This is a genomic window from Pirellulales bacterium (assembly GCA_019636335.1).
Classification (GTDB): Bacteria; Planctomycetota; Planctomycetia; order Pirellulales; family JAEUIK01; genus JAHBXR01.
In genome coordinates, this window is the sequence record JAHBXR010000003.1 from 309938 (window position 1) to 332578 (window position 22641).

Consider the following 22641-nt stretch of genomic DNA (forward strand, 5'->3'; position numbering starts at 1 on the left):
AGGCTAGCGGCCGCGCTCCCACCATGCCAGCCTGGCGCGCAATTCTTCGCCGAGCGGACCGCGGCTTGCATGCCCCACTGCCTCATCGAGCTCGGCCGACGTGCCGAAGCCGATAAGCGCCGCACTCACCTGCGGATGCGACAGCGAAAACCGCACGGCGGCCTCCGGTGGCCCCATGCCGAGCGGACGCAACTGCTCGGCGATCCAGGCGGCGCGCGCTTGATCGCGGCGATAGAGATCCAAGGGGAAGAACTTCGTTTGGTACGTGTGCGCGCTCGGCTCGCTGCCGGCCAGCGCGCCGCCGGCAAAGACGCGAATCGCAAAGACTCCCATGCTCTGCCGCGCACAAGCCGACATCAATTCGTCATAATTCGCCTCGTCGAAATCACCAGGCATCTGCTGCCCGGCACTGGGGTTCAGCAGGTTGTAGGGGGTCTGGATCGTGGCGAAGCGACCCGAGTCGATCACCTCGGCCAGCGCCCCGCCCTGGCCGATGCCGGTCAGGCCGAGATGGTCGACGAGTCCCCGCGTTTGCAGTCGCTGGAATGCGTCGGCTACTCCCCCGGCACGCAGCACGTCGTGCGGCGAGAGGGAGGTCGGCTCGTCGCCGCGCGCCCGAGTGATGGAATTGTGCAGTTGCAGCAGCGTCACGCGCGACAGTTGCAGCCGTCGCAGGCTCCCCTCGAGCGATTCAGTGACCTGGTGCGCGAGGTCGTCGAGCCGCGTTATGTCCAATCGCACCTTGGTGGCCACGTGGACGGCGTTGCGCGCGCCGAGCTCCCCGAGTGCGCTCCCCACGCTCGTCTCCGATGCGCCGTCGCCATAGGTGGCCGCCGTGTCGATCCAGTTGATGCCGGCGTCGAGTGCCCGCCGCAGCACGGCGCGTTGCCGCGCGCGATCGTCTCCCGTCATCAAGCCCGACACCGGGCCGGCGCCGAAGGCGATCGCCGAAACCTCGAGGCCGGTCGATCCCAACGGACGCAAGGGCAACATGGCGAGAATCCAGACGCACGACAGACACGCGACAACGTCAACCCCGCGCCGTTGGCCGGCAGCGACCCCATGGCGCTCAGACTTCGGCCAATTCCGGCGCGGGTTGTTTGAACATCGCGGTGGGATTCGGCGTGAACAGCACCAGGCAGGCGGGCAGGAAGAGCAGGTCCCCCAGCATGGCGGCAAACATCGTGATGGCGGTCAACTCGGCGAAACGACGCGTCGGCACGAAATCGGACAGGAGCAGCACGGCCAGGCCCACGATGATCAGCAGCCGCGTGATGATGATGGCGCGGCCCGTGCCTTGATAGGTCCGCTCGATGGCCAGCACCGTGTCGTCCGTGGCGCGCGATTCATCGATATAGCGTGCCAGGAAGTGAATCGTGTCGTCGACCGAGACCCCCAAGCTGATCGAAAAGACGATGATGTTGGCGACGTTCAGATCGTAGCCCATCCAGCCCATATAGCCGAGCGTGACCAAGAGGGGTGTGGCATTCGGAATGATGGCCACCAGCCCCATGCGAACCGAACGCAGCAGCACGCCGATGATGACGAAGATCACCACCGACGCGGTCCACAGCGAGTAGAACAACTGTCGCACGAAGCCGTCGAGCGAGCTGGCCGCGACATAGGCGTCTCCCGTCATGCGAAAGGTGACACCGCTCTCGGGCGGAAACAACTGTTGGAGCTTTTGCTCGATCGTCCGCGTCAACTTGAGCGTGTCGCGCGTGCCGACATCTTGCACGCGCACCAGTATGCGCGCGTGGCGACCATCTTCGGTGAGAAAGGCCAGGTAGGCCGCGGCATGCGGACTCTCGGCCAGCATGCGCTCGGTCCATTGGATGCGCTTTTCACCTTGCTCGTCGGAGGCGGGCAGAGCCTGGCGCGCCTCGTCGCGCCCCGCGTGCAAGCCGGCATAGGCATCCTGATGCAGGTCGACGTACGACCGAACAAAGATCACGCCGGGCTGCTCGGCGGCGAACTTTTCGGCAGCCGCGACATTCTGGTAAACCCCCGGTTCGAGAAAACGCCCCGGCCGATCGGCCGAGAGGCTGATCTCGAGCGGAATGAACCCGGCCATGTGCCCTTCGACGAGCCGCTGCGTGGCGATCGTCGGATGATCCTCGTCGTAGGTGTCGATCGTGTAGGAGTTCACCTCGACCTGCAGACCGACGAGCAGGCACACCGCGGCGATCGTCATGCCGATGGCGATCGACGTCCAAGGGTGCGTGGCGACGACGCGGCCGCCGTAGGCCGTCAGCCGCGCCAGCGGAGAGCGAAAGCCCACGGCGCTGGCGTCGGCCGGCGCGGGAAACAACGGCATCAAGCTGCCCAACACGCCGATCGTGCTGAAGTAGAGCAGCCCCACGCCGAGCGCCGCCTGCCAGCCGAAGTCCTGCAGGATCTCCCCCGAGGCCCCCATCAGGCTGGCGAAGCCGATGGCGCTGGTGATGATCGTCAGCATGCACGCGTGCGCCATGTGAGGCAGCGTGCGGCGAATCGCTTTCTCTCGGTCGCCGCCGCACAAGACGACGTCTTCCGCGAAGCGGCTCACGACGTGAACACAGTTCGAGACGCCGATGATGAGCAAAAGCACCGGCAGCACGTTGCTGATGATGTTCAGCGTCTCGCCGATGGCGGCCAGGATGCCCACCGTCCAGGTCATGCCCACGCCGACGGCAATGAGGGGCAGGAACGTCCCGGCCAGCGAGCGGAAGATGGCGAACAGCGCCACGAAGAAGACGCACGCGGCGATCGACACGAAGAGAAACTGGTTGTTCTTCAGATCGTCGACGATGCCGACCCGGATGGCCGGCAAGCCGGAGTAACGCAACTGAAAACCGTCGGGCGGGGGGGTGTCGCGGAACACCCCTTCGACGCTTTCGAGAATCTCGCGCGTCGTGTCAAGATCGCGCGCCGCGGGATCGAAGGCCACGATCGTCGCCGCCAGTCGCCGGTCGCGGCTGACCAAGGCTCCTTCGACCAGGGGACTGCGCTCGACCACCTCGCGGACGCGCGTTTCGGTCGGCTGATCGACCGGCAGCTCGATCACCAAGGGCTCGATGCGAATCCGCGGACGGCTCCAGAGATAGCGCTTGGCCGTGCGCAGCGTGGCGAGCGATTCGACCGCCGTCACGTGGGGCAAGCGTTGCAGTTTCTTGACCGTGGCGGCCTGCCAGGTGAGGGCCCGGCGGTCGAGCACGTCGGCGCCATCGGTGGCCTCGAGCAGCACGAGCAGGAGGGTATCTTCGTAGCCGAAGCGCTGCTTGAACTCCTCGGAATAGGCCAGCACGTCGTCGTCGTTGGCGAAGATGGCCTGCGGCGTGAAGTCGAATCTCAACCGCAGCGCCGAGACGCCCGCGATGAGGGTGGCAACCACCCAAACCGCGATCGTCAGCTTGCGATGCGAAACGATGAAATCGACGAAAAACGACATGAGCAGGGGGGCAGTGGACAGGGGTCAGTGGGCAGACACTTACGATACCTTTACCCCGAACTGACCACTAGCCACTAGCCCCTGACCCCTGACCACTATCTCCCCTGGGCCTCGCCCGTCTTGGGATCGACCTCGAGATTCAAATACTCGGCGTCGTCCATGTAGAAGAAGAACCCGTACATCATCTCCTCGTGCGTCTGCTGTCCTTCGCGGACGGTCGCCGCGGGATCGGGGTTGTACGGATTGAAGGCCGAGTTGTCGTAGTGCGCGATGCACTCGATCTTCGTCCCCTTGGGGAAGCGGGCGTAGTCGGTCGGCCAGCGGTAGGCCAACTGCCAGTCGAAATTGTAGTTGGGCACCGAGAGGATGTTCTCGGTCCGTCCGTCGGGGTAATGGGCCAGGAAGGTCATGTCCTTGCCGCGGACGTGCATGTGGACGAACATGCCCAGGCCGGTGGCATCGCAGTCGAGCGTGCGTTGTGCCACCACGCGGTGGTGTGCGTCTCCCGGCGGAATGGCAAAGTTGCCCGTCGTGACGCGGAAGTGCTTCACTTCCTTCTGAATCGTCCCCTTGGCGTAGACGAGCCCCACGCGCGTTTCGTCCTCTTCGCCTTCCTTGCCCGTCGTCACGTAGTGGCTCTGCAGCACGAGGACCGAGCCCTTGGGAATCTTGAAGGCGGTGCCCGGGTCGAGCACCATCGGCACGCCGCCGGGGACGTAGCCGGTGATGAAGGCCGCCTCGTTGTCCGTATCGCCCGCGCCCGCCTTGCCTTTGTTCATGCTGGCCCGCAGGTTCACCGCCGCCAGGTTGGCGTGATGCACGATCCGCGGATTGCCGGGCAGGATCTCGATGCCCTGCACCCAGGTGTCGTGCTCGAAGACGTGGGGCAGAAAGATGTACTTGTACGCTACGATGCCTGTGGCCGGGACCTTCACCTTCTTGGGAATCGTATAAACGACGTCGGGCTCGCCGATCTGCCACTCGGTCTGGGCGAACTCGCGCGGCGGAGGCAGCTTCGCGGCGTCCCCCTTTTCGCGGCTGCCGCTGGCCCAGGCCAAGATCAGCTCGATTTCCTCGGGCTTCATCTCCACGCGGTTCGAGAAATGCCCGTGCTGTTCGCTCGCATACAGTGGTGGCATGCGCTGCTCGCGGACGACTTCGGCAATCATCTCCGCATTGCCGTCCGCGTCGTCGTAGTCGAGCAGCGAGAAGGGGGCCGTCGTGCCGGGGCGATGGCACTCCTGGCAATACTGTTGCATCAGCGGGGCGATGTGCTCGCTGTAGGTGACCTGCTCGACGGGCGTCTTGATCTTGCCCGGCGTGATGCGGCAGCCGTCGACCGGCGTTTCGGCGATTTTCACGTCGCGGCCGGCTAGCACGTCTTCGAGCGCGGCTTCGAGATCCTGGCGACCGGCGTTGGCGTTCTCGCCCCCCAGTCGGAACTGGCTATCGATGCGGCCGCGATACTTGAGGACGCCTGCGCCATCGAGCACCACGACCTCGGGCGTTCGCTCGACCCCCAGCGCGCGGACCGCCTCGCCGTCGAAATCCTTGCCGATGTGGAAGGGGAGGTCGTAGTCGAGCCCTTGCTGCGCCACCTCGATCAACTTGTCTTTGGGGCCGACGTTGAGGGCGACGAACTGCACGTCCTGATCGCGGTATTTGGCCTCGAGCTCCTTGACTCGCGGAAGGTAACGCTGCACGAGGGGGCAATCGAGCGTCGTGAAGACGATCACGTACGCCTTCTTCTCGCCCAGGTCGGAGAGCGTCCGCGGCAGGAAGCGGATGTCCTTGAAGGTGAACGACCCCACCTTGTCGCCTATCGAGACCTTGGGCGTCTCGGGCTTGCGCTCGACGGCCGAGGCCGACGCGGCGAGAAGCAGTGTCGTGCCGATCGCCGCCAGTAGGTACCGTCCGCCCATGGGAGTCTCCCTCTTTTGGGGATGATTTCGCGTAAAATCCGCGCGTCGTTCTGTATCTCTTGCACCTGGAAATACCTGGAAAGCCCGCGAAAAGTTTCGGGCCTCGCAAGACCTTGGCTGTTATATCACCAGCACTTACGGGACGGCAATGCTCTTGGAAACCCAGAAGGATTTAACGCCGAGACGCAGAGACGCAAAGAAAGACGGACTGTCAGGGCTGGGGTGCCTAACCCACGTTACAGATCCATCTCCCCCTCTGTCACGGCTTTTTTGATCTTCTAATCCTTTGCGTCTCTGCGTCTCTGCGTTGAAATCTGCGTCAGAATCCAGCCGTAACGGGTGCGGGGCAGCAGGGGGCACGGGAGCCGTAACCTGGGGCTGGATCACAATTTTTGGCAAGAAACTCTGGATTTCGCCGCAGCGATTTGCGACAATTGCTGTCAGGCCAGAGAGCAGTTTTGTCGGGGGATGCTCCAGACATCAGGGGAGTCGACCATATGGGAGTCGGACAGATGAGAGGCAAGAAGCGACAAGGTTTTACACTCGTCGAGCTGCTGGTCGTGATCAGCATCATCGGCATGCTGGCAGCATTGCTACTGCCAGCCGTCCAGAGTGCCCGCGAGTCGGGGCGACGTACTACCTGCGTCAATAATCAGAAGAACGTGGCACTGGCGGTGCAGGCCTATGAGGCAGCGAAGGGGCAGTTGCCCGGTTACCGCAATCTCATGGTGAAGGATGGTACTGCGGCGATTGATGCGGACGGGTACGCGACGGGAGGGGCAGCCGTGACTGCTGGGCCAAGGCCCGCTAGCTGGCAATTCGTGTTGCTGCCGTACCTTGAAAGAAACGACTTGTACCTCGCGGCAACGGATCCGAATACTCAACTCAAATCGCAGACCTACGGTGTTGCCCCGAATTCTCCGATGCCGATCTACACTTGCCCGAGCGACATCCTCGCGAAGTCGAGCGAGCCGGAGAACGACATTTCGAGCTATGTGGCCAACTGCGGGCAGGCGGACGTCCTTGATGACAATACTGACGATCAGGATGTCTTAGACACCCCGTTCAATGGGGTGTTTCACGACCAGTACAACTTTGCACTTGCATTGCCTAGCAGCACGGCACGCACTTTCCGCCAACAGCGCGTTTCGAGCAGCATCATCACGGCTGGCGATGGCGCTGGTACTACGCTTTTGATCTCGGAGAATGTGGATTCTGGCAACTGGGCGGATGCTGGTGCCAACGCCGAGATGAAGAACGGTATGGTCTGGTGGCCGGATGTGACTACACCATCTTCGGCTGGCCTGGCGGATGGGGTGATTGCACCCGCCGTTCGCACGGTCGGTGGAATTGATGGCAGCGTGCATATCAATGGAAACCCTGGCTGGAGCACGCAGACGACTCCCGCCGCTACATCGGGAAATGCGTATCCTTACCATGAGCGCTATTACATGGCTCGTCCGTCGAGCTATCATCCCGGCGTGGTGGTGGCTGCTTTCTGCGATGCCCACGTGCAGACTTTGAATGACACGATGGACTATCGCGTTTTCTGCTTGCTGATGACCCCGCGTGGCACGCAAGCAACCGTTGTCAACACGGGAGCGCCTGCAGACAACATTTTCAAGCTGCCGCTTGACGATGGTGCCTTCTAAGCCGCGATCGTCAGAAGTTTGAGTTCGATTCCCAAAAAGAGCCCGGGGAAAGATGCCCCGGGCTCTTTTTTCGTAGGTCAGGTACTCCGTACCTGACAATGGTAGACGTAGCGAACTGAACAATCGTGTGCGATAGTCGACCTGAGTGGCAAGCCGATTCTTGTCAGGTACAGGGTACCTGACCTACGGTTGCTTGATTTGCCATGCCGATCGATTGTCAGGGGTGGCGGATGGGGCAAACTCGTTGATGTGGCCAACTCGATCGATTGTCAGGTACGCGCGTACCTGACCTACTTATTCGCCGGTGCCATGCTTGAGACGCGTTTCGTCTGGCGCGGTGGCCCAGGTCGGTGGATAGTGCCCCGTGGCGACGTAGCGATGAAACGTCGACCAGGGCCAGTCTCGCGCGGCTGGGACGAGCCCGTGCTTCACGGGGTTGTAATGCACGTAGTCGAAATGTGCCTCGAGGTCATATTCGTCGCGGATCGTGTGTTCCCAGAAACGGCGTTGCCAGACGCCGCGACGAGACTCTCTCTTCTTTTCCGACGATGAATCAGGTTCATGACCGCCGGATGCCAGCCAGGCGATGGTAAAGTCTCGCTTGATGTTTCGCCATCGCATCGAGTAGTCGCAATCGCCCGATGGCAACGCCCAAATGGCGTGCAGGTGATCGGGCAGGACGACGATGGCGATCGTCTCGGCGGGATGCGCCGTGAGCACCGCGCGCATGATACTTCCCAGCAGCCGCACCGCCTTCTCGTTCTGAAAGACAGGCCGGCGCGCGGCGGTCACCAAAGTGAAGAAATAGGTCCCACCCGGCACAAAGAAGCGTTTGTAATCCGACATGCCCGACAGATTAGCGCCACACTCGCGCGAAAGCCAACAGATTCTTGTAGGTCAGGTACTCCGTACCTGACAATGGTAGACGCAGCGAACTGAACAATCGTGTGCGACAGTCGATCGGTGTGGCAAGCCGATTCTTGGTCAGGTACGCGCGTACCCCACCTACAACACGGACTCTGGGACGGCGGCATGAGCGAGGTGGATCGTTTTCGGCGCGCGCAGTGGCGGATGCTGCTGGCCGTGATGGGCTGTTATCTCTTCTATTACACCGGCCGGCAGAATTTCGGCTTCATCAATCGCGCGCTGCAATCGGAGCTCGGGCTCTCGGCGACCGACGTCGGCACGATTGGCGGTGGCATGTTGCTGGCCTACGGGCTTGGGCAGGCGGTCAACGGCGGGCTGGCCGATCGTTTCGGCACGCGCCGCATGATGACGCTGGGAGCGCTCGCCTCGGCCGCGCTGAATTGGGCCGCCAGCTTCGCCGGAGGTTACACCTCGCTGCTCCTCTGCTGGACCGCCAATGGCTACGCGCAGTCGTTCGGCTGGGCGCCCGGCAGCAAGCTCATCGCCGAGTGGTGGCGCAGCGACGAACGAGGACGCGCCTTCGGCTTCTACACGCTGGCGGCCGGCTTCTCGAGCGTGCTGACCTTCGCGCTTTGCCTGGGCGTGCTCTACGTGCTCGACTGGCGCTGGGTGTTGCGGCTGCCCGTGCTGCTGCTCGTGGTGGCGGGGCTGGCGTTCTATCGCGTGGCGCGCGATCGGCCGCAGGATCTTGGCTTTCCCCCCTTGGAAGAGGAAGCGGACGAGCTTGTCTCCCCAGTTGTCTCGCATGCGCCGCAAGAGAGCTTTGCCGAGCGCTACGTCGCCGTGCTGACGAACGGGCGTTTCCTTGTCGCGTGCGCCGCGCTGGGGTTGGAAAGCGTCGCACGCTATGGCTTGCTCTTCTGGGTGCCGGCGCACTACCTGGGAGAGCATTGGAAACAAGAGCCGGGCGCGGCGTGGATCACCCTGGCGCTGCCCATCGGCATGGCCCTGGAGGCCGTGACGAGCGGGCAGATCTCGGATCGCCTCTTCGGCGGTAATCGTGCCCGTCCGATTGCCATCTGGCTGGCCCTGGCCGCCGTGGTCGTGCTGGCCCTGGCGCAAGTGCCTCGCGAGCAGACGACGCTGGGGCTCGCGCTGTTGTTCCTGGCGGGATTTCTTGTCTACGGGCCGCAGGCGTGCTTTTGGGCCTTGTGTCCCGATCTGCTGGGGCGCTCGCGGGCGGGGACCGGCGTGGGGGTGATGGACGCCTTTGCCTACGGCTTTGCCGCCCTGGGCGAGGTCGCCATCGGCCGGACGATCGACGCCTATCAAGAGACCGGCGTGATGTTCTATATCGTGGCCGGCTGCTGCGCCGCCGGCGCCGCCATCATTCCGCTGGTCAGACGGTAGACGGCAGCGAATAATCACGACCGCCACGATGCTCGTCTCTCCTTAGAAAGGGAATGTGTGCGAATGAGTATCTCCCAGGCCACCGGCGCCGTCTTCGTCGATGCGGGGCGCCCGCTCGAGGTGCGCCGGTTCGAGCTACCCACGCTGGGCACGGGCGAGATCCTGGTGCGCGTCGCCGCGTGTACGCTCTGTGCCAGCGACCTGCACACGTATACCGGTCGGCGGAAGTCCCCCGCGCCTTCGATCCTGGGGCACGAGATCATCGGCCACATCGCGGCGCTCGGGCCCGATAGTCCGCGCGTCGATCAAGCGGGTGAGACGCTCTCGGTGGGAGACCGCGTCACGTGGTCGGTCGTGGCTAGTTGCGGCGAGTGTTTCTATTGCCGCCGCGACTTGCCGCAGAAGTGCGCGGCCATGATGAAGTATGGCCACGAGGCGCTCCGCGCGGGGCGCGAGCTCACCGGCGGGCTGGCCGACTACTGCGTGTTGGCCCAGGGGACGGCCATCGTGCGCTTGCCAGGCGATCTGCCCGACGCCGTCGTCTGCCCGGCCAGTTGCGCCACGGCGACGGTCTCGGCGGCGTTGCGTATCGCGGGCGAAGTGCGCGCACGGAGCGTGCTCGTGCAGGGGGCGGGGCTGCTGGGGCTGACTGCTTGCGCCCAGGCCAGCGCGATGCGCGCGTCCCAAGTTATCTGCTGCGACATGAATCGCGCGCGGCTCGACCGGGCCCGCGAGTTCGGCGCAACGCATACGGCCACGCCCGACGAACTGAGCGAAACGGTTCGTCAGGCGACCGAGGGCTACGGCGTCGACGTGGCGCTCGAGATCACCGGCGCCCCGGCCGCGTTCGTTGACGGGTTGGCGCAACTCCGCCTCGGCGGCACGTACGTCTTGGTGGGCGCCGTTTATACGGCGCCGCCGGTGCCGATTTCCGTCGAGTCGCTCGTGCGCCGCCAACTCACGCTGCGCGGCGTACACAACTACGCGCCGCAGGATCTGCTGGCCGCGGTGCGATTTCTCGACGCAAATCGGCAGTTTCCCTTCGCGTCGCTCGTCTCCGATTGGCTGCCGCTGGCCGAAGCCGATCGAGCGTTTCATGCGGCCGAAGAAGCCGCGGCGCTGCGCATCGGCGTGCGCATGACGGCGACTTGAACGCCGCGCCGCTACTGGGGCAGCTCGAGCGTGCCGACGACGTCCGCTACTCGTGTGGCGCCCAGCGAGGCCAGGGCGGCGGGCAGGGCGTCGAGGATCTCGATGGCCGCCGTGGGGCGATAGAAGTTCGCCGTACCGATCTGCACGGCCGACGCGCCGGCGACGAGGAATTCCATCGCGTCGTCGATCGAGGCGATGCCGCCGATGCCCACGATCGGCGTCTTCACCGCCTTGGCGATCTGATAGACGCAGCGCAGGGCAATCGGCTTGATGGCGGGTCCGCTGAGTCCCCCCAGCACATTTCCCAGCAGAGGGCGGCGGCGGCGCCAATCGATGCCCAGGCCCAGGCAGGTATTGATGGCCGAGATGGCATCGGCCCCGCCCGCTTCGGCGCCGCGCGCCACGGCCGCGATGTCGGTCACGTTGGGGGTGAGCTTGGCGAGGATCGGCACGCCGCAGGCGCGCCGCACGCCCCCGACCACCCGTTCGCAACTGGCGGGATCGGTGCCGAAATCGACGCCGCCGCTGACGTTGGGGCAGGAGATGTTGAGCTCGAGGGCGGCCACGCCGGGTAGGCCGTCGAGCCGCGCGGCCATCTCGACGAACTCGTCGATCGTGCGGCCGGCGATGCTCACGATGGCCGGCGCGCCGAGCGAGCCCAGGTAGGGGAGATGGTGATCGATGAAGGCCTCGAGGCCGTCGTTGTCGAGACCGATCGAGTTGAGCATGCCCGCCGCCGTCTCGACGGTGCGCCAGGGACGATTGCCGGGACGCGCCAGGCGGGTGATCGTCTTGGGAATGATCCCCCCCAGTCGTGCGAGCTCGACGAGCCCGGCCATTTCGCGGGCGTAGCCGAAGGTGCCCGACGCCACCAGGACCGGGTTCGGCAGATGCAGTCGACCGAGCGTAACGTCCAGTGGCAAGGGAGAATCAGTCACGTCGCAGGAACATCCGCGGGCGAGTGGAGCGCGTCGCGCGGCACGATCGCCTGCGCGCGATGACGCCCGCAATGTATCGGTGGCAGGCGGCGCGAGCAACGAGCGCTCGCGTCCCCTGCGTGGATTGCCAGACCCATCGATCCAATTCGATCGATGCGATCGACTTAGATGATGCCGCCGTGTGTACGGTAGGGGCTCATGTGGTTCGGCTGATCGAGGAACCAGATGCGTTCCCATTCGTCGAGAATGAAGCGCAGGTTTTCCGACGTGAAGATCAACTGCTGGGCGCGACGCACCGGATCGCCCGAATAGGCCGGAATGATGCATCCGACCGCGCTCCCCAACGGGAGACAAAGAACGAGCACCAAGAGCAGCCTCTGCATCGCATAACTCCCACGGTCGAAAACGCTTCCAACGTCTGGCGAACGCCAGCGTGGTGCGCAGGGAGAGACCGCTTCTGGCGTCCCTGCCATGCGCGATACGATAGGTAACTGGTCGAAAAGATTCGGTCGGACGTGTGGCTCGCGGGGCCGCTGGGTGGCGCGACTCGGAGCCGGCAATTCGGCGATTGTTCGGTTTTGGATCGACTCGACGCGTGGCGCTGGGAGAGCGAACGCGGGAGCCGTCGTGGTTCTAAAGGTCTTGAGAACCGAAACTTAGTGCCGATGTGACCAGCGCGAGAATGGACGAGCGGAAGGAACCGCTCGAAGCCCCTAACTCGGTTAGTTGCCGAGTGTTGGCGAGACGGAGTCGGGCCCGTGCAAGGCGGCGTGTTGAGCGGCAGCGGCCGCACCTTCACGGCGCTCCAGCTCACGGACGCGTTCTTCCATCTCCTTACCTGGCTTGAACGTCACGACATACTTCTCGGGCACGAAGACCTTCGTTCCGGTGCGAGGATTGCGAGCCTTGCGAGCCGCACGCTTTTTCACCTCGAACACCCCGAAGTTTCGCAACTCGATACGTCGTTCATCGACGAGCGTCTCGACGATCGCGTCGAACGTCTTCTGAACGATCTCTTTCGTCTTGAGCTGCGTCAGCCCAATCTCGTCCGAGATAGTCTTGACGATCTCTTTCTTGGTCACGACTCGGATCTCCTGTCAGAAGGCGTCGCGAGGGCCGGAAAATGGCCGCGACCGACTCACCAGGTAACGCTCCAAGTGTAGGTGCCACAAGAAGTAGAGTCAAGCACATTCAACTTTGGCGGCCGGCCGATGCGCGGTGCAAACAAGCGGAAAAACCGCTGCACCCGCGTCTGCCGGACGCTGGCTACGATGGCACTAAGTTCAGGTTTTCAAAGAGCTTATCGGTCGTGATCGCTTTGCAAGACCGCGATGTTCGTCGCAAGTGTCTACAGCAAAACGACTAATGTTCATTTTGTCTCAATGGACCACCCGGTTCCGAGCATGGTTCGTTCAGGCCGTTCAAGGCCCTCGATCCAGTCGCCGCTCGGAGTACGGTGAGCCGTCACATCCCTTATCGGCAGTGTGATCGTCAAACTTCAGCCAGCCCGCAAAAACGTCAAAGTCGCTCTCCCGGGGCGCATGCTGACAGCGTGGCCGAGCTAGCAAGCGAGAACAGAGCAGAAGCGGGGGACGTGTCCCAGACGTCGTGCTTTAGATCCGCTGGACCTTCAATTGGTCCAGGATCCTCTCCAGGGGGACGAGATTCCCCTGACCGCTGCCAGGACAGGCTTCGCACGTCTGGGCCCAGGTTTCGGGCGTGCGGACGTTCGACTGCCAGAAGGGCCACGTGCGGCACTGGCGCGGGCGGTCTTCATAGACCGTACAGCAGCGTTTCTCGGTGTCGAAGAAGACGCAATCGCCGTTGGCGAACTCGACGAGCGACTTGCGGATGCCGACGCGGCGGACGTAGCGCTTCTCGAACTCTTCGACCGGCATGTCGAAGCGTTTGGCAAAGGCCGCGATCTCGGCGGCATTGACCCAGACGTAGCCCGGGGCGCCGGTGCAGCAGTCGCCGCACTGGGTGCATTTGAAACGCAGGCCGTCCTTGTACCAGGGCTCGTCGCTCATGAGGGCATCCGTTCTTTCGTTCCAGGGGGCTTGCGGGTCGGCTAGCGGGGGACACCGGCGGCGGCGATGGCACGGATGGCATCGAGCGCCGCCGTGATTTCTTCGGCCGTGGTAAAGACTCCCAGGCTCAGACGTAACGTGCCACCTCGCTCGAGCGTGCCGAGCGCCGCGTGCATCCGCGGGGCACAGTGGATGCCCGCGCGCGTTTGAATGCCGAAGGCGGTCTCGAGCGTGGTGGCCAACTCCTGCGGATCATATCCCTCGATCGAGAGGCTCACAACGCCCACGCGGTGCGCGGGCTCGCGCGGGCCGTGGATCGTGACCCCAGCGATCACGCGGAGTCCGTCGAGGAGTTGCGCTGTCAACTCCTCTGCCTGCTGGCGGATGGAGTCGATACCGCGTTGTTCGAGATAGGCGACCGCGGCAGCCAGCCCCGCCAGCCCCGGCACGTTATGGTTGCCCGGCTCGTATTTGTCGGGCATCGTCGGGGGCTGTCGGTCGTCATCGCTTTGCGTGCCGGTACCGCCCTGGCGGAAGGAAGCGATCTCTGCTTCGAGCCCCGGGCGGATGTAGAGCACGCCGGTGCCAAGGGGACCGAGGAGTCCTTTGTGCCCCGACGTGGCCAGAAGGTCGATGCCCCAGCGGTCGATTTCGATCGGCACGTGTCCAGCCGTTTGCGCGGCATCGATGAGTAAGCGGGGACCTTTCCGCGCACGTACGAGTTTGGCTACTGCTTCGACCGGTTGCAAAGCGCCGGTGACGTTCGACGCGTGCGAGAGGACGACGAGTTGAGTTTCTGGCCGGATGGCGGCATCGATTGCGTCGGCTGATACGACACCTTCGGCGTCGCACTCGACGTGCGTCAGTTCGACATCGGCGGTTTCGGCGAAATGTCGCAAGGGTCGCAGGACCGAGTTGTGCTCGACCGTGGTCGTCACCACATGGTCGCCGGGGCGGACGAGACCGTGGATGGCGATGTTCAGCACATCGGTGCCGTTGAAGCCGAAGACGATCTGGTTCGCGTCGCCCGCACCCAGCAGCCGCGCGAGACGACGGCGGAGATCGCTGACCGTTTTGGCCACGGCCAGGGCCTCGCCGTACGAGCCGCGTCCCAGCGGCGCGCCGTTCTCGCGCAGGTAGGACTCAACCGCGTCGTACACCGCCGGCGGCTTGGGCCAACTCGTCGCGGCCTGGTCGAAATAAATACGCGGCTGGCTGGACATACCAAGATTCTACGTAGAACTTTTCGCTCGACCAACCGCCCACACCAGGCGCCGGAGCAAACGCCGCTTTGCAGAAACCGAGTGGTTGTCCTACGATACGCCCGGTGCAGCGAGGCCCGATTTTCTTACACTAGCGACGGAGCGAGGTTCACGTGCGGGGGACGATTGCCGATCTACATCGTCATCTGGGAGAGACGGTGACGCTCTCCGGATGGGTCTACAACACCCGCAGCTCGGGCAAGGTGGCCTTCGTCATCGTGCGCGACGGCAGCGGTCTGTGCCAATGTGTGGTGGCCAAGACGCCCGAAACGGAAACGCTGTACGAGCAGGCGTCGAAGCTCACGCAGGAATCGTCGATCCGCGTGACGGGCACGGTGACGGCCAACGAACGCCAGGCGGGTGGCTTCGAGCTGGCAGTCACCGGTCTCGAGGTGGTGCATCGCAGCGAGAATTATCCGATCACGCCGAAGCCGCACGGCATCGAGTTCCTGATGCGGCACCGGCACCTGCACCTGCGCTCACGCCGGCAATGGTCGATCTTGAAGATTCGGGCCACGCTCGTCGACGAGATTCGCAGCTTCTTCAATCGCCACGGCTTCACGCTGATCGACACGCCGATCTTTTCGCCCGCCGCGGGTGAAGGGACGCAGACGCTCTTTACGGTCGACTACTTCGGCGAGCCGGTCTATCTCGCGCAGACGGGGCAGCTTTATGTCGAGGCCGCGGCGATGGCGTTCGGTCGCGTTTACTGCTTCGGTCCGACGTTCCGCGCCGAGAAGAGCAAGACGCGCCGCCACTTGACTGAATTTTGGATGGTCGAGCCGGAGATCGCTTACGCCGAGCTCGAAGACGTGATGCAGGTGGCCGAGGATTTTATTTGTTCCATCGTCGAGCGCGTGCTGCGCGATCATCGGGCCGATCTCGAATTTTTGGGGCGCGACGTGACGTCGCTGGAGAAGATCGCGAAGCCGTTCTACCGCCTGACGCACGCCGAGGTAGCCGAACTGCTGCGCGGCCCGAAGGTGCGCGAGTTTCTCGAGCAGGATCTCGCCGCGAAGCAGGCCCGGCTCGCCGCGGTCGAGCATTCGCTGGCGGAGAAGGAAACGCAGCTCAAGGGGCCGGCCATGAAGAAGCATCTGCACGATGCGCTCGTCGCCGAGCTACACGAGCTGCGGCAGGAGTCGCACGATTTGGCCGCCGAGATCGAGAACATTCCGCAGCACATGCACCTGGCGGCGAACTTCGATCCGCACGAGGATCTCGGCGGCAGCGACGAGACGATCATCGCGCGACTGCACGATCGGCCCGTCTTCGTGACGCACTATCCGCGCGGCTGCAAGGCGTTCTACATGAAGGTGAACGACCAGGACCGCACGCGGGTGAACAACTTCGATCTGCTCGCGCCCGAGGGCTACGGCGAGATTATCGGCGGCAGCCAGCGCGAAGACGATTACGATACGCTCGTCGAGCGCATCAAGGAGCAGGGGATGACCACCGATGAGTACGAGTGGTATCTCGACCTGCGGCGGTATGGCACGGTGCCGCACGGCGGCTTTGGCCTGGGGGTCGAGCGCACGCTGGCGTGGCTCTGCGGGCTGGAGCACATTCGCGAGGCGATTCCCTTCGCCCGCCTGATGGGCAAGATGTATCCCGAGCCGCGCGGACATGAAGAATCGAGCGATTCGTAGTGATCGCTTACCACAAGGGTGCAAAATGCGTGAAAAGCAGGCTGCCCCGAGCGGCACGGCATCAAGGTGGCACGCGCGCTAGCGATTTGCATTGCCAGTAGAGAAGTCGCTTTCGTGGTGTGCTGTCGTCACAGCCAGTCTGGCCGGAGTAACCGGCCTGGGGGGCAGCGTTTCTTCAGGTATGGCAAACCCTGGCCGTGCCATCGTCGTATTGTCGCTAGGCGATCCTGTTCAGGTTCGCCACCGCGGGGCCGCTCGGTGAGGTCCTGCATCAAGCACCGCACCCGCGAGCCATCGCGGGCAGAATGGCAAAGTCCTTTCGTCGCGCATCACACGAAGCAATCGATCGATTGCGTCCCGAACGGGGAACCCCCCGCCGTCTTTCGCTGCGCGTGCGACGCCAGGCGTGAGACCTTCGCGCGCCTCTTGTGCGCACCTGAAAAATAAACCCCGGAGCCTGACACGATGAGTTGGCTGTTTCGCAAGCGGCACGACGGCGCCCATTCGAATTCCTCGACGTGGCGAAACCGTGTGGGCGAAGTGGCCCGCGGCATCGAATCGCTCGAAGACCGGCTCGCCCTTTCGGCGACCTATTCGACCGTCAACGATTGGGGGAGCGGACTGCAGGGGCAGATCGCCATCACCAACGACCAGGCCGCCACGATCAACAACTGGCAGGTCGAGTTCGATTACAGCCGCACGATTTCCAACCTGTGGGACGCGAAGATCGTCAGCCACGTCGGCAATCACTATGTGATCGCCAGCGCCAGCTACAACAACACCCTGGCCGTCGGTAAGACGATTACCTTCGGCTTCATCGCCGGCGCGGGAAGCGATGCTCCCCGCAACATTATGCTCAACGGCGTGGGCAGCACCCCACCCACGTTGCCCAGCATCACGATCGGCGACGTCAGCGTGACCGAGGGAAATCCATCCACGTCGGCCGTCACGGGGTTCTTCCATACCGCGGGCAATCAGATTCTCGACGCCAACAATCAAAGCGTGCGCATCGCGGGGGTGAACTGGTTTGGATTCGAGACAAGCAATTTCGCGCCGCATGGTCTTTGGACGCGCGGTTATCAATCGATGATGGATCAGATGAAGCAACTCGGCTTCAACACGATCCGCCTGCCTTATTCGAATCAGTTGTTCGACGCGGGGAGTACGCCCAACGGTATCGACTTCGCGAAGAATCCGGATCTCGTGGGCCTGAATGGCCTGCAGATCATGGACAAGATCGTGGGCTATGCCGGGCAGATCGGAATGCGTATTTTGCTCGACCATCACCGCTCGGCCGCCGGCAACAGCGCGAACGAGTCGGGCCTGTGGTATACGTCGGCCTATCCCGAGAGTCGCTGGATCAACGACTGGACGATGCTCGCCGCGCGCTACGCCGGCAACCCCACGGTGATCGGCGCCGATCTGCACAACGAACCGCACGGTCCGGCCACGTGGGGCACCGGCGGCGCGAACGACTGGCGATTGGCGGCCGAACGGGCCGGCAACGCGATCCTGGCGGTGAATCCTAACTGGCTGATCGTGGTGGAGGGGGTCGAGCAGGCCTCGTCGGGCAATTACTGGTGGGGAGGAAATCTGTCGAACGCGGGGAGCAGTCCCGTGCGCCTCAACTTGCCCGACCGGCTCGTCTATTCGCCGCACGACTACCCGGCGTCGGTCTACCAGCAATCCTGGTTCAGCGATCCCAACTATCCTCACAACCTGCCCGAGGTTTGGGATCGCAACTGGGGCTACCTGTTCCGCCAGGGAATCGCGCCGGTGCTGTTGGGCGAGTTCGGTAGCAAGCTCGCCACCGCCAGCGATCAGCAGTGGTTCGACAAGATGACGGCCTATCTCGGCGGGGACCTCGACGGCAACGGCACGCACGATCTGGCGCCCGGGCAACAAGGCATCAGTTGGACTTACTGGTCCTGGAACCCGAACAGCGGCGACACCGGCGGCATCCTGACCGACGACTGGAACAGCGTCCATCAAAACAAAGTGGCCAAGCTACAGCCGATCGAATTCCCCTTCGGCACGGGCAACAGCACGACGACGGCCGTCTTCACCGTAGGGCTGTCGCAGGCGAGTAGCCAACCTGTCACCGTGCAATTCGCGACCGCTGCCGGCACGGCGACGGCGGGAAATGACTTTACACCGATAACGGGAACGATCACCTTTGCTCCCGGCCAGACATTGCGAACCATCGCCGTGCCGATCGTGCGCGATCTCGTGGCCGAACCGACCGAGACGTTCTCGCTAGTGCTGAGCAATGCGAGCGGCGCCACCCTGGCACGCACGAGCGCGATTGCCACGATTGTCGACGACGATAGCGTCGTGCCGCCGACGCCGAGTGTCTCGATCGGCAACGTCTCGATCACCGAAGGAGACAGCGGCACGAAGACCATGACCTTCATGGTCACGCTGTCGCAGGCAACGGGGAGTCCCGTAACGGTGCGCTATGCGACCGCCGACGGGACGGCCATCGCTGGCTCCGACTACAATGCCGCCAGCGGTACCCTGACATTCGCCCCCGGCGAGACCGCCAAATCGATCGACATCGCGGTACGCGGCGACACGCTCGCCGAGGCGACCGAAACGTTCCGCGTTGTCCTGAGCAATCCCGCGGGCGCGACGATCGCCGCCGGAGCCGGCACGGGCACGATCATCGACAACGATCCACCACCCACGTCGAACGCCGTCACGTTCACGAATCGCGATGATTGGGGGGCGGGATTCGTCATGGACGTCAAGGTGAAGAACGTTACCACGACCACGACCAACCGCTGGCGGGTCGAGTTCGATCTGGCTGCCGACATCACGAACATCTGGAACGCCGTCATCGTCAGCCGCGTGGGGACGCGGTACGTCATCGAGATGGCCCCCTGGAATGCGCGGATCGCGCCGGGCGCCGAGATCACCTTCGGCTTCCAGGCCGCCGGCGCTGGACGCCATCCCACCAATCTGGTTCTGACGACTTCATAATCGCGTGTGCGTTATTCGACAGGCTGCCGAAGCGATCGTCGCATTTGTTCGCGACGGAAGGGTGGGGCATAATCACGTTCGTGACGGAAGTCACCTGTCCCGCGTTGGGGCGTGCGTGGTTTTGCCCATCCGATTCCGTGGAAGGCTCGTGTCATGGTTCTTACGCTGCACGTATTTTCGCGCATGCGCGTTCCTTTTCCTTGTGACGTATGGCGCGTGGTCACTCTGGCCGTGACGGCGATTGCCGGCCTGATGTGTTGCCCTGCCGGCGGTAGGACGTTCGCGGATGAACCGACGCGGCCGCACGTGCTCTTCATTATGGCCGACGATTTGAACAATTCGCTTGGCTGCTATGGCCATCCACTGGTGCGCTCGCCGAATATCGATCGCCTGGCCGAGCGCGGCGTGCGTTTCGATCGCGCGTACTGCAACTATCCCGTGTGCAATCCTTCGCGCACCTCGCTGCTGAGTGGGTATCGCCCCGACGTGACGGGCGTGGTCGACAACAAGACTCCGCCGCGCACCCACTTGGGCAATGTCGTGTTCCTGCCGCAGTATTTTCGGCAGCATGGTTACCGCGTGCTGAAGGTGGGCAAGATCTTTCACACGGGAGATGAATTCGAGGATCTGGCCTCCTGGGACATCGACGAGCGCGAAACGCGCGAGGCGAAGAACCCGCCCGAGACGCAGATCGTACGACGACAGGGGGAAGGGGGGATCGTGCTCGACGCGCCCGATGCCGAAACCTGGGATGGACACGTGGCGCGCCGCGCGGTCGAACTGCTCGAGGCGGCGGTGCAAGGAGATTCTCCCGTCTTTCTGGCGGTGGGCTTCCGCCGCCCGCACACTCCCTACATTGCGCCGCGCCAATACTTCGACCTCTATCCGCCGGCCACGATCCCACTCGTGGTGGAGCCTGCCGAGCATCTGCAGCACATCCCGCCCCTGGCACTGACGCGCGAGAAGAACGCCCCACCGCTGGCCGACGACGTTCGACGCGAGACCACGGCCGCCTATTACGCGTCGATCAGCTTCATGGATGCGCAGTTGGGACTGCTGTGGGCCGCGCTCGATCGGCTCGATCTGTGGCGCCATACCGTGGTGGTCTTTGTCAGCGACCACGGATACCACCTGGGGGAGCATGGCGGGCTGAAGCACAAGATGACCCTCTTCGAGGAAGCGGCACGGGTGCCGCTGTTGATCGCGGCGCCAAACAGTGCCGCTGGCGTCTCGACCGATGGCATCGTCGAGCTGGTCGACCTCTACCCGACGCTCGCCGATTTGTGTGGGCTCCCCGCGCCGCAGGGACGGCCGGGGACGAGTCTTTCGCCACTCGTGCATCACTCGCCTGACGAGTGGACCAAGCAGGCCGCCTTTACCCTGGTGAGCCGTGTCGGCACGCGCCCGGCGACCGAACCGCTCGATCCGGACAAGCTGGGCCGTTCGGTACGCACGCCTCGCTGGCGCTATACCGAATGGTACGACGGTACGCGGGAACTGTACGACCACGAGGCCGACCCGCACGAATACCGCAATCTCGCGGCCGACGCGCAGCATGCCGAGACGATCGCCAGGTTGAGTGCCCTGCTGGCGAGCAATCTGGCCGGCGCACCCGCTTCGGCGGCGCCTTGACCGAGTCGAGAGCCAGGCTGCGCGAAATCGGTACCGGGGCTAGCTCCCTGTGGGCTAGCGTCGTAGATTTGGGACATTGCCCTGCCGAAATGCCCACGTAGGGACCCGGAAGAGGCAGCCAAAGTCCCCAGGAAAGACGGACATGACACGGCGCTGTTGGTCGGATTTCGCTCGCTGGATGCTTGGTTCGCTGATCCTCGCCGTCGTGGCAGGCTGTGGCGACAAGGGAACGCCTGGACCCCGGTTGCCGGCCGCCACTGACGAGTCGGCCCCCACGGTCGAAACGTCGATCACGACGGGCACGGCGCCGGGCTTGGCGAGCGATCCGCCGCTCAAGGAAACGATCCCCGCGACTTTGGCCGAGGCTATCGCGGCAGTCGATCTGCGCAAGCTTCCCATCAGCGACCATCTGAGCGATGTCGATCTCACGCTGACGATCGCATCGTACAACATCAAGAAGACCCCGGCGCTGGCGCTCGACGACGTGCGAACACGCTTGGAAGGCCTGGGGTTTGAAGGCCAGACGCAACCCGGCCAACCGCAGGTTAGCGAGGAGTTTGCGCAGGCTTCGTTCGTGCGAGGGGACTTTCGGGTCGAGGTATCGATCACGCAGCAGTTCGATGACAAGAATGCCTCGAGCGTGCGGTTGATGAGTCTCGGCAATGTCGATAGCCGGACCTTGCCCCCGCTGCCCGACTCGAAGTTGTTGTACGGCGGCGTCGCTTCGTCGATCTACGTTTCGCCGGCCAGCGTATCGGACGTGATAGCCACGGCGCGCGAGGTATTGGCCGCGGCGGGTTGGCAGGAATATGGGCCGAAAGAAGCGTTGCACGCCCTCAACCCCGATCAGCAGACGCTGACCTTCAAGAAGAACGCCATCAATCTCAACGCCTTCGTCAGCGTGTCGCCCGCGCAGAACAACCAGACGACCTTGCAGTACAGCACGCAGTTGTTGAATCACGAGTTGCCGACGCCAGCCGACGCGACGGGCGTGCAGTACGATGATTACCGCGGCTCCTTGGTCTGCCTCAGTGCCCTGCCGCTGAGCGAGATCGCCGACTTTTACCGCCAGGCACTCGAGGAACGCGGTTGGCAAAAGAAGAACGACGCGACCATCGAAGGGGAGTCGCGCGTGGCGCTCGTGTACGAGAGTCCCGATCGGGCCTCGATCATGGCGATCGAGATCAAGCACCCGGCGGGAGAGTCTTCGCTGGTGCAGGTAAACGAGATTCCAGCTTCGGTGCTGGCCGAGACGGAAGCGATCGCCGACTCGGAACTGGACATGCCCGAGGACTTGGGTGACGCGGCCAGGCCGACGGTGACACTGTCGAAAGCGGAGCTTCCCGTCCCGGACGGGGCGAAGGCCATCACCGAGGATATCTCGCTGGGGGCGTTCGCCTATTCCTGCAAACAGCCGGCCGACGAGATCGTCGCGTTTCTGCGCACGAAGTTGAGCAGTCTCGGTTGGCAGGAGAATAAGGCGCTGTCGACCAGCGATGCGACGAACGCGACGATCGCCTTCGACAAGGGGGATGCTTCGTTCGTGGCCGTCGTCGGGTCGGCGGGCGCGGCGGGAGGCTCGATCGTCAATTTCGTGATCAACGACGTCGAATGGGTCGACGAATCGGGCGAGAAGCTGCCCGCGAGCGAAGACCCGGCGTCGGAGCAACCGTAGTCCGCGGGAAATCCGCCCCGGGGTGCCGCCGGGGGCAGGA

16 protein-coding genes are annotated in these 22641 nt (G+C 63.7%); 7 read left to right on the forward strand and 9 right to left on the reverse strand.

Translation table 11 applies throughout. The annotated features are described in order from the left end of the window. Positions 1-3 precede the first annotated feature (3 nt). From KF708_05280 to KF708_05290, 3 genes are all read right to left on the reverse strand, one after another. Positions 4-993 carry an aldo/keto reductase gene (locus KF708_05280; protein MBX3412111.1) on the reverse strand — a complete coding sequence of 330 codons (990 nt, stop codon included), beginning with the start codon at positions 991-993 and terminating at the stop codon, positions 4-6. 76 nt (positions 994-1069) lie between these two features. Then, on the reverse strand, positions 1070-3430 hold the full coding sequence (locus tag KF708_05285) for an MMPL family transporter (protein ID MBX3412112.1): 2361 nt from the start codon (positions 3428-3430) through the stop codon (positions 1070-1072). A gap of 95 nt (positions 3431-3525) precedes the next feature. Next, on the reverse strand, positions 3526-5352 hold the full coding sequence (locus KF708_05290; protein ID MBX3412113.1) for a redoxin family protein: 1827 nt from the start codon (positions 5350-5352) through the stop codon (positions 3526-3528). Between the two features lie 512 nt (positions 5353-5864). Here KF708_05290 and KF708_05295 point away from each other — a divergent pair. After that, positions 5865-7004 carry a DUF1559 domain-containing protein gene (locus tag KF708_05295; protein MBX3412114.1) on the forward strand — a complete coding sequence of 380 codons (1140 nt, stop codon included), beginning with the start codon at positions 5865-5867 and terminating at the stop codon, positions 7002-7004. Positions 7005-7298: 294 nt separating this feature from the next. Here KF708_05295 and KF708_05300 read toward each other — a convergent pair whose 3' ends face one another. Next, on the reverse strand, positions 7299-7850 hold the full coding sequence (locus KF708_05300; GenBank protein ID MBX3412115.1) for a transposase: 552 nt from the start codon (positions 7848-7850) through the stop codon (positions 7299-7301). 186 nt (positions 7851-8036) lie between these two features. Between KF708_05300 and KF708_05305 the strand changes: the two genes are divergently transcribed. Continuing rightward, positions 8037-9281: an MFS transporter gene (locus tag KF708_05305; GenBank protein ID MBX3412116.1), complete on the forward strand. Its 1245-nt coding sequence runs from the start codon at positions 8037-8039 to the stop codon at positions 9279-9281. Between the two features lie 63 nt (positions 9282-9344). Then, positions 9345-10433 (forward strand): zinc-binding dehydrogenase, encoded by a 1089-nt coding sequence (locus KF708_05310; GenBank protein ID MBX3412117.1) that lies wholly within the window; start codon positions 9345-9347, stop codon positions 10431-10433. An 11-nt stretch (positions 10434-10444) separates the two neighbouring features. Here KF708_05310 and KF708_05315 read toward each other — a convergent pair whose 3' ends face one another. The 5 genes from KF708_05315 to KF708_05335 all read right to left on the reverse strand — a co-directional run bounded on the left by KF708_05315 (position 10445) and on the right by KF708_05335 (position 14624). Continuing rightward, positions 10445-11608 carry a dihydroorotate dehydrogenase gene (locus KF708_05315; GenBank protein ID MBX3412118.1) on the reverse strand — a complete coding sequence of 388 codons (1164 nt, stop codon included), beginning with the start codon at positions 11606-11608 and terminating at the stop codon, positions 10445-10447. Further along, complete coding sequence (locus KF708_05320; GenBank protein ID MBX3412119.1) at positions 11536-11754, reverse strand: hypothetical protein; 219 nt, start codon at positions 11752-11754, stop codon at positions 11536-11538. Before KF708_05320 ends, KF708_05315 begins: the two co-directional genes overlap by 73 nt. Before the next feature lie 339 nt (positions 11755-12093). Further along, positions 12094-12453, reverse strand: a complete 360-nt coding sequence (locus tag KF708_05325) for an integration host factor subunit beta (protein ID MBX3412120.1) — start codon at positions 12451-12453, stop codon at positions 12094-12096. 531 nt (positions 12454-12984) lie between these two features. Next, positions 12985-13401, reverse strand: a complete 417-nt coding sequence (locus KF708_05330) for a YkgJ family cysteine cluster protein (GenBank protein MBX3412121.1) — start codon at positions 13399-13401, stop codon at positions 12985-12987. A gap of 41 nt (positions 13402-13442) precedes the next feature. Further along, the gene (locus tag KF708_05335; GenBank protein ID MBX3412122.1) at positions 13443-14624 is read right to left on the reverse strand and encodes an aminotransferase class V-fold PLP-dependent enzyme; all 1182 of its coding nucleotides are present in this window, start codon (positions 14622-14624) and stop codon (positions 13443-13445) included. A gap of 152 nt (positions 14625-14776) precedes the next feature. Between KF708_05335 and KF708_05340 the strand changes: the two genes are divergently transcribed. From KF708_05340 to KF708_05355, 4 genes are all read left to right on the forward strand, one after another. After that, positions 14777-16312 carry an asparagine--tRNA ligase gene (locus tag KF708_05340; GenBank protein ID MBX3412123.1) on the forward strand — a complete coding sequence of 512 codons (1536 nt, stop codon included), beginning with the start codon at positions 14777-14779 and terminating at the stop codon, positions 16310-16312. A gap of 465 nt (positions 16313-16777) precedes the next feature. After that, positions 16778-19294 carry a cellulase family glycosylhydrolase gene (locus KF708_05345; protein ID MBX3412124.1) on the forward strand — a complete coding sequence of 839 codons (2517 nt, stop codon included), beginning with the start codon at positions 16778-16780 and terminating at the stop codon, positions 19292-19294. A gap of 216 nt (positions 19295-19510) precedes the next feature. Further along, positions 19511-20926 (forward strand): sulfatase, encoded by a 1416-nt coding sequence (locus KF708_05350; GenBank protein MBX3412125.1) that lies wholly within the window; start codon positions 19511-19513, stop codon positions 20924-20926. A gap of 142 nt (positions 20927-21068) precedes the next feature. Beyond that, positions 21069-22601, forward strand: a complete 1533-nt coding sequence (locus KF708_05355; GenBank protein MBX3412126.1) for a hypothetical protein — start codon at positions 21069-21071, stop codon at positions 22599-22601. Positions 22602-22641: the final 40 nt, after the last annotated feature.